The sequence below is a fragment of the uncultured Leifsonia sp. genome (assembly GCF_945957465.1).
Classification (GTDB): domain Bacteria; phylum Actinomycetota; class Actinomycetes; order Actinomycetales; family Microbacteriaceae; genus Leifsonia.
The window spans coordinates 1-8,075 of sequence record NZ_CAMFLC010000084.1; the positions used below are offsets into that span (position 1 = coordinate 1).

Genomic DNA, 8,075 nt, shown 5'->3' on the forward strand with positions numbered 1-8,075 from the left:
CGGATCTTCTGTCCCGCCATGTCTGACTCTCTCTCTTGTTATGGCGTCGTACGAGACGGCTCTCTCGAACCGGTGCTCGCATTGGACGCAGTGCGACGTACGCGTGGGAAACGCCACTATTCTTCTGTCAACTCACGCACGCCCCTGCGAGCGCAGAGCTATGGCCCTGTTTCTCGAGGATGTCGATTGTGAGCGTGTCCTGCTACCTGCGGCCTAACCCCTCGACCGCCGGTCCAAAGACTCCCGCGGTGGGCTATGCACTGCCTGGCAGTGATCCGTTCGGAGCGCACGTCAGCGCACTCGTTCCGAAATGTTGAACCAGACAAGTTTGCCAGATCCGCAGCAATGCTGCAACCCGGGCGTGTCGCGCGCCGTCCGTCACCGTCGGCGGACGGCCAGGAGCTCCTCCACCCGGCGCCCGAAGGCCGCGTATTCGGCGTCGACATAGCCCGCCAGCGCCGCCGCCGTGCCCGTGTCGACCGTGCCCGTCTCGACCGTGACGTCCGCTGTCGCCAGCCGCACCAGCGCGGCCGCGAGCGCCTCCGCGAGCTCCGCGTCGTCGGCGCCGTCGACCTGCACGAGCTGGTCGCCGCACACGTCGGCGATCTCGGCCAGCGCGGGCGACGTCCGTGTCACGACGGTCCTGCCGCTGGCCAGCCCCTGCCAGACCTTGTTCGCGATCACCGTACGGGCTTTGTCGGAGTCGCCGAAGATCCCGAGAACGATGTCCGCCTGCGCCAGGTGGTCCGCGAGCTCCTCCTCGGGCACCGGGTCGAGGAATCGGCAGCTGCCGGCCACTCCGAGCGCCGACGCCCGCCGTTCGATCTCGCGACGGGGCGTGCCGTCACCGACGAGCGTGACCGAGAGGCCGGTCAGCCGTCCGGCGCGCCGCACGGCGTCCAGCACGACCGGCAGGCCGTGCAGCGGGATGTAGTTGCCGTAGTACAGGACGTTGGTGACCGCGTCACCGCGGCGGCGCCGCGGGCCGGCGGGGACGGCCCACGCCGGCGCTCCGACAGGGAGGGAGAGCACCTCCGTACCGGGGTGTGCGGCGGCGAGGGCCCGTGCGCGGACCCGGGTGTCGATCAGGACGAGGTCGGCGAGGCGATAGGCGACCCGGTCGACCAGCGCGTACCACCGTGCGCGCGCCGAGCCGGGCTCGGCCTTCTTCCAGTCGTCGACCATGGTCTCGTACTGGCCGACGAAGCCGTCGACGATGAGCACACCGCGATTGAGCCGGGCCACGATCCACAGCAGCACGGCGTACGGCAGGGAGAACTCCGCGAGGATGTATAGCTGCTTCCCGTGCAGCCCGAACAGCATAGTGGCGACGTCGTGCAGGATCCGGCGCGTGCGGGAGCCCTCGTAACGCCGAGTGACCGCGATCTCGGCGCCGAACCGGCTGACCAGGTAGGAGCGGATGCGGGAGTTGCGCGGATACGCCGGGTCCCACACCCGGCCGTAGCCCACCTTCACGAGGCCGCCCCCGGCCGTCGCAGACGGTTGCGCGCGGCGCGGACGACCGTCACGCCGAAGTAGGCCCACGCGCCATACCCGGGCCTCCCCTGCCGCAGCGCCTCCGACGCGCACGCGAGAAGCCCGCGCGCGCTCGCCGCCCGCCCGGCCCGGTCGGCCGGGACGGTGAGGAAGAAGTCGCCGCGGATCCGCGCCGAGTGCCCGGTCAGATGACGCGTGCCCCACTCCAGGCTCGAACGCCAGTCGGGAGCTGTCGTCAGCGAATCCGGATGACTCACCGGCCTCCGCACCAACGGCTCGGGGACGCACAGCATCCGCGTGCCCCGCTTGGCCTCCAGCCGCACGAGCCACTCCCAGTCCTGGTGAAGCCGGACCGCGGTGTCCCACGGCTCCCGGAGCGCGAGAGCACGCGGGAACAGCATGGTCGAGGAGGCGAACTGCGGCGAAACCGAGCGCAGCCCGGGCCGGGCGAGCAGGTAGTGGGAGATGCTGAGGACCCCGAGCACGGGTTCCGTCGGCACGATGCGGGTGCTGCCCTCCACTGTGTCGAACTCGGCGATCGAACATGAGATCAACCAGTTGTCGTCGCTCAGGCCGCGCTCCGACACCGCATCGAGCTGATCGCGAAGCTTGTTCGGCACCCAGCTGTCGTCGTCGTCCAGGAGCGCGATGAGTTCGTGGCGCGCAGCGCGGATCCCCGCCATCCTCGCGCCGTTTCCGCGGTCGGCGGGGTCGGACCGGACTACGCGCACGCGTGGATCGCCGAACTCGGGGCTCTCGCCGGGTCCGTTCATCGCGACGACCACTTCGACGTCGACATCGCGCTGGGCGAGAGCCGATGCGACGGCCTCGTGGAGGGCGGCACGGGTGTTCATGGTCGGGATCACGACGGAGACGGCCTCGCGGGGCGGTGTCATGCGCGGAACCTCCTCAGTCGGTCGTGGAGCCAGAGCGCGGGAGCCAGCAATGCCGGGTAGAGCCGCCCCGACGCCAGGATGACGCGACCATGGAGCGCGGCCCGCCGATCGATCGCCGCGCACTCACCCAGATCGAGCCCGCGGAGCTCCGCCCGGGCCAGCCTGATGCCTTCACGGACGTCGGCGCGGGACGCACGCCTGCGGACGGGGACGAACGCGACGGCGATCGCATAGAACCACAACCGGAAGTAGGCGATGACACGCGCGTCGATGCCGTTGCGCACGGCGGCCCGGACGGCGACATCCCTCGCCGTGGCATAGCGGCCGAAGTCGGGCCGTCGCCCACGACTCAGCGACCCCGGTCGTTCGATGTAGGTGTAGACCGAACGGGGCGACAGGGCGATCCGCGCGCTCCGTTCGACCGCTCCGACGATCCCGACGAAGTCCTCCTGCGGATACTCCGTGCCGAACGCGGTGGCGTCGAGCACGGCACGGCGGAACAGCTTGCTCCACAGGAAGCCGTGCACGTCGCCACGGAGCATGCGCAGCAGTGCGTGATCCGGGTCCATGATCCCGGTCTCGTCCACGCCGTCGACCCAGCGCTCCGCGCCGTCGGCCGACCGGAACCGTGCCCGGGCGAACACGAGGTCGGGGCGGCACTCGTGGATGATCCGGTCGAAGACGGCGAGAGCGTCCGGGGCGGGTTCGTCGTCGTCGTCGATGAACCACACGTAATCACGCGTGGTGTGGCACAGAGCCGCGTTCCGCGCCCGGGCAGGACCGTGGTTCTCGTCGAGAACGACGACGGTGCTGCCCGGATGGTGCTGCGCCCACGTGCGCAGCCGTCCGGCCGTCCCGTCGCGCGAGGCGTCATCCACCAGCACGACCTCTGCACCGCGACCGCTCGTCTCGAGCCACGCCAGCGTGCGCTCGACCGTGGCTCGGGCGTTGTGGAAGCACACGACGATACTGATCGGGTAGTCGGCTGGATGTGACATGGTGTGCGGGTCATACTACTGCTGCTGACATTTCTCCATCGCACTCGCGGCATCGCCACCCGCCCGCAAAATCAGCCGAACTCGCCGGTGAAGCTGACGGATCGGAGCTGCGCGTTCACCCTGCATTTCATCGTTCCAGCGGTGCGTAGGACCGCGGTCGCGCTCGACGAGCACGGAAAAGCGGGACCGACCGTGGTCGATCCCGCTTCGAACGGCGCCTCGCGCCGCCGTTCTTGAGGTTCCAAGTCCGCCTAGGCGGTATCCGAACTCTTCATCCGTGATCCGGTCAGCAGCTTGGTCTGGTTTGCGAGGTCCACGCTCACCATAGGCACTCTCCCTTCGTCGACGGATCCGTTCGGTTGAAACGGTGGGTCAATTCTGCGCCCGAGTTCGCGAGAGGTAAACCCCTCGGAACGACGAAGGGCCGGATCCATTCGGATCCGGCCCGTGCCGAGTGAGTCTGCCCGGTGACCCGGGCGGAGGACTTACTTGTTGATCTTGGTCACCGTACCGGCGCCCACGGTGCGGCCACCCTCACGGATGGCGAAGCCGAGGCCCTCCTCCATGGCGATCGGCTGAATCAGCTCGACCGACATGTCGGTGGTGTCGCCGGGCATGACCATCTCGGTGCCCTCGGGCAGCGAGATGACGCCGGTGACGTCGGTGGTGCGGAAGTAGAACTGCGGACGGTAGTTCGTGTAGAAGGGGTTGTGACGGCCACCCTCCTCCTTCGAGAGGATGTAGGCGGTGCCCTCGAAGTTGGTGTGCGGCGTGACCGAACCCGGCTTCACGACGACCTGGCCGCGCTCCACGTCCTCGCGCTTGGTGCCGCGGAGGAGCAGACCACAGTTCTCGCCGGCCCAGGCCTCGTCGAGCTGCTTGTGGAACATCTCGATACCCGTGACCGTGGTCTTCTGCGTCGGGCGGATGCCGACGATCTCGACCTCGGAGTTGATGGCCAGGGTGCCACGCTCGGCGCGGCCCGTGACGACGGTGCCACGACCGGTGATCGTGAAGACGTCCTCGATCGGCATCAGGAACGGCTTGTCCTTGTCGCGCACCGGGTCCGGGATGGACTCGTCGACGGCGTCCATGAGGTCGAGGACCGACTGGACCCACTTCTCGTCGCCCTCGAGAGCCTTGAGGCCCGAGACGCGGACGACCGGAGCGTTGTCGCCGTCGAAGTCCTGGCTGGAGAGCAGCTCGCGGACCTCGAGCTCGACGAGCTCCAGGATCTCCTCGTCGTCGACCATGTCGGACTTGTTCAGCGCGACGAGCAGGTACGGAACGCCGACCTGCTTGGCCAGCAGGACGTGCTCGCGGGTCTGAGCCATCGGGCCGTCGGTGGCGGCGACCACGAGGATCGCGCCGTCCATCTGAGCAGCACCGGTGATCATGTTCTTGATGTAGTCGGCGTGACCAGGGGCGTCGACGTGCGCGTAGTGACGCTTCGGCGTCTCGTACTCGACGTGCGAGATGTTGATCGTGATACCACGCTGACGCTCTTCCGGAGCCGAGTCGATCGACGCGAAGTCGCGCTGCACGTTGGTCGCCGACGGGTACTTGTCAGCAAGCACCTTGGAGATCGCCGCGGTGAGCGTCGTCTTGCCGTGGTCGACGTGACCGATGGTTCCGATGTTCACGTGCGGCTTAGTCCGCTCGAACTTGGCCTTAGCCACTGTGGTCCTCCTCAGGACTCTCGTGCAGACACCCCGGTCGATGGATTTCGACCGGAGGGTCTACGGGATTGGTTTCTTATGTTACGGGATGTTGCCTGGGAGCAGCGACCGAGGTCACTCGCCCTTGCTCTTCTGGACGATCTCGTCGGCAACGGCCTTCGGGACCTCCGCGTAGCTGTCGAACTGCATCGAGTACACCGCACGGCCCGAGGTCTTGGACCGCAGGTCACCGATGTAGCCGAACATCTCGGACAGCGGGACGTTGGCGCGCACGACCTTGACGCCGCTCGCGTCCTCCATGGACTGGATCTGTCCACGGCGGGAGTTGAGGTCGCCGATGACGTCGCCCATGTACTCCTCCGGCGTACGCACCTCGACCGCCATGAGCGGCTCGAGAAGCACCGGGTTCGCCTTGCGCGCGGCCTCCTTGTAGGCCATCGAGCCGGCGATCTTGAACGCCATCTCCGAGGAGTCGACGTCGTGCGACGCACCGTCGACGAGCGTCGCCTTGACGCCCACCGTCGGGAAGCCGGCGAGCACGCCGACCTGCATCGCGTCCTGGATGCCGGCGTCGACCGAGGGGATGTACTCGCGCGGCACGCGACCACCGGTGACGGCGTTCACGAACTCGTACGAGGTCTCCGGGGTGACCTCCATGGGCTCCAGGCTGATCTGCACCTTTGCGAACTGACCGGAACCACCGGTCTGCTTCTTGTGGGTGTAGTCGTACTTCTCGACCGGGCGACGGAGCGTCTCGCGGTAGGCCACCTGCGGCTTGCCCACGTTGGCCTCGACGTTGAACTCGCGCTTCATGCGGTCCACGAGGATGTCGAGGTGCAGCTCGCCCATGCCCTTGATGACCGTCTGACCGGTCTCCTGGTTCTGCTCGGTGCGGAACGTCGGGTCCTCTTCGGCGAGCTTCTGGATCGCGGTGCCCAGCTTCTCCTGGTCGGCCTTGGTCTTCGGCTCGATGGCGACCTCGATGACCGGCTCCGGGAACGTCATCGACTCGAGGACGACGGGCTGCGCCGGGTCGGCGAGGGTGTCACCGGTGGTGGTGTCCTTCAGGCCGATGACGGCGTAGATGTTGCCCGCGGTGAGCGAGTCGACCGGGTTCTCCTTGTTGGCGTGCATCTGGAAGATCTTGCCGATGCGCTCCTTCTTGCCCTTGGTCGAGTTCACGACCGCGGCACCGGAGTCGACACGGCCCGAGTACACGCGCACGTAGGTCAGGCGACCGAAGAACGGGTGAACGGCGACCTTGAAGGCGAGCGCCGAGAACGGCTCGGTGGCGTCGGCGTGACGGAGGATGACCTCTTCTTCGTCGCGCGGGTTGTGCGCCTCGATGGCGGGCACGTCGAGCGGCGACGGGAGGTAGTCGATCACGGCGTCGAGCATCGGCTGCACACCGCGGTTCTTGAACGCGGAACCGCAGAGGACCGGGTAGATCTCGTTGTTCACGGTGAGCTTGCGGATGGCCGCCTTGATCTCCGGAACGGTGATCTCCTCGCCGCCGAAGAACTTCTCGAGCAGCACGTCGTCGGATTCGGCGACGGTCTCGAGGAGACGGTTGCGGTACTCCTCGGCCTTCTCCTGAAGGTCGGCGGGGATGTCCTGGACCTCGTACTTGGCGCCCATGGTCACGTCGCCCTTGGCGTCGCCCGGCCACACCAGCGCGCGCATCTCGATCAGGTCGACGACGCCGACGAAGTCGGACTCGGAGCCGATCGGGAGCTGCATCACCAGCGGCTTGGCGCCGAGGCGGGAGACGATGGTGTCGACGGTGAAGTAGAAGTCGGCACCCAGCTTGTCCATCTTGTTGACGAAGCAGATGCGCGGCACCACGTACTTGTCGGCCTGACGCCACACGGTCTCCGACTGGGGCTCGACGCCTTCCTTCGCGTCGAACACGGCCACCGCACCGTCGAGCACGCGGAGCGAGCGCTCCACCTCGACCGTGAAGTCCACGTGGCCGGGGGTGTCGATGATGTTGATCTGGTTCTTGTTCCAGAAGCAGGTCACGGCCGCGGACGTGATGGTGATGCCGCGCTCCTTCTCCTGCTCCATCCAGTCGGTGGTCGAGGCGCCGTCGTGGGTCTCACCGATCTTGTGGTTGACGCCCGTGTAGAACAGGATGCGCTCGGTCGTGGTGGTCTTGCCGGCATCGATGTGGGCCATGATGCCGATGTTGCGGACCTTCTTCAGGTCGGTGAGCACGTCCTGTGCCACAGGGTTCCTCCGAAAAGTAGAGAGTGGAAGGGGTGCCGTCCGGGCGGAGCACTCCTCAGGAGTACAACGCCCGGACGACGAAAAGTGTTACCAGCGGCCCTGTGCCTACCAGCGGTAGTGGGCGAAGGCCTTGTTCGACTCGGCCATCTTGTGGGTGTCCTCGCGGCGCTTGACCGCGGCACCCAGACCGTTCGACGCGTCGAGGATCTCGTTGGTGAGACGCTCGGTCATCGTCTTCTCGCGACGGCCCTTGGCATAGCTGGTGAGCCAGCGGAGCGCGAGCGTGTTCGCGCGGTGCGGCTTGACCTCGACCGGCACCTGGTAGGTCGAGCCGCCGACGCGGCGGCTGCGGACCTCGAGGGTCGGGCGGATGTTGTCGAGCGCCTTCTTGAGCGTGACGACGGCGTCCTGACCGGACTTGGAGGCGACACCCTCGAGCGCGTCGTAGACGATGCGCTCGGCGAGGCCCTTCTTGCCGTCGAGGAGGATCTTGTTGACGAGCTGGCTGACGACCGGCGAGCCGTAGACCGGGTCGGCGACGACGGGGCGCTTCGGAGCGGGACCCTTGCGAGGCATTACTTCTTCTCCATCTTCGCGCCGTAGCGGCTGCGAGCCTGCTTGCGGTTCTTGACGGCCTGGGTGTCCAGGGCGCCGCGGACGATCTTGTAACGGACGCCGGGCAGGTCCTTCACACGGCCGCCGCGGACGAGCACCATCGAGTGCTCCTGCAGGTTGTGGCCCTCACCGGGGATGTACGCGGTGACCTCGGTCCCGTT

The 8,075-nt window shown here is 67.3% G+C and carries 7 protein-coding genes; all 7 read right to left on the reverse strand.

Going from position 1 to position 8,075, the window contains the following annotated elements; genetic code table 11:
* Positions 1-378: 378 nt before the first annotated feature.
* On the reverse strand, positions 379-1,476 hold the full coding sequence (locus Q0Q23_RS19195) for a glycosyltransferase (RefSeq protein WP_295128118.1): 1,098 nt from the start codon (positions 1,474-1,476) through the stop codon (positions 379-381).
* Positions 1,473-2,393 carry a glycosyltransferase gene (locus tag Q0Q23_RS19200; protein ID WP_295128121.1) on the reverse strand — a complete coding sequence of 307 codons (921 nt, stop codon included), beginning with the start codon at positions 2,391-2,393 and terminating at the stop codon, positions 1,473-1,475. Before Q0Q23_RS19200 ends, Q0Q23_RS19195 begins: the two co-directional genes overlap by 4 nt.
* Complete coding sequence (locus Q0Q23_RS19205) at positions 2,390-3,391, reverse strand: glycosyltransferase family 2 protein (protein WP_295128124.1); 1,002 nt, start codon at positions 3,389-3,391, stop codon at positions 2,390-2,392. Before Q0Q23_RS19205 ends, Q0Q23_RS19200 begins: the two co-directional genes overlap by 4 nt.
* Before the next feature lie 485 nt (positions 3,392-3,876).
* Positions 3,877-5,070, reverse strand: a complete 1,194-nt coding sequence (tuf, locus tag Q0Q23_RS19210) for an elongation factor Tu (protein ID WP_055913937.1) — start codon at positions 5,068-5,070, stop codon at positions 3,877-3,879.
* A 114-nt stretch (positions 5,071-5,184) separates the two neighbouring features.
* Complete coding sequence (gene fusA / locus Q0Q23_RS19215; protein ID WP_295128129.1) at positions 5,185-7,299, reverse strand: elongation factor G; 2,115 nt, start codon at positions 7,297-7,299, stop codon at positions 5,185-5,187.
* A gap of 105 nt (positions 7,300-7,404) precedes the next feature.
* Positions 7,405-7,875 (reverse strand): 30S ribosomal protein S7, encoded by a 471-nt coding sequence (gene rpsG, locus Q0Q23_RS19220; protein ID WP_295128132.1) that lies wholly within the window; start codon positions 7,873-7,875, stop codon positions 7,405-7,407.
* A partial coding sequence (rpsL, locus tag Q0Q23_RS19225; protein WP_295128135.1) for a 30S ribosomal protein S12 occupies positions 7,875-8,075 on the reverse strand: 201 nt, incomplete at its 5' end. The genes rpsG and rpsL, both read right to left, overlap by 1 nt.

Excerpts from the sequence above, each read along its gene's own strand:
- Q0Q23_RS19200 (WP_295128121.1), bottom strand. The coding sequence starts at position 2,393 with ATGACACCGCCCCGCGAGGCCGTCTCCGTCGTGATCCCGACCATGAAC.
- rpsG (WP_295128132.1), bottom strand. The coding sequence starts at position 7,875 with ATGCCTCGCAAGGGTCCCGCTCCGAAGCGCCCCGTCGTCGCCGACCCG.
- Q0Q23_RS19205 (WP_295128124.1), bottom strand. The coding sequence starts at position 3,391 with ATGTCACATCCAGCCGACTACCCGATCAGTATCGTCGTGTGCTTCCAC.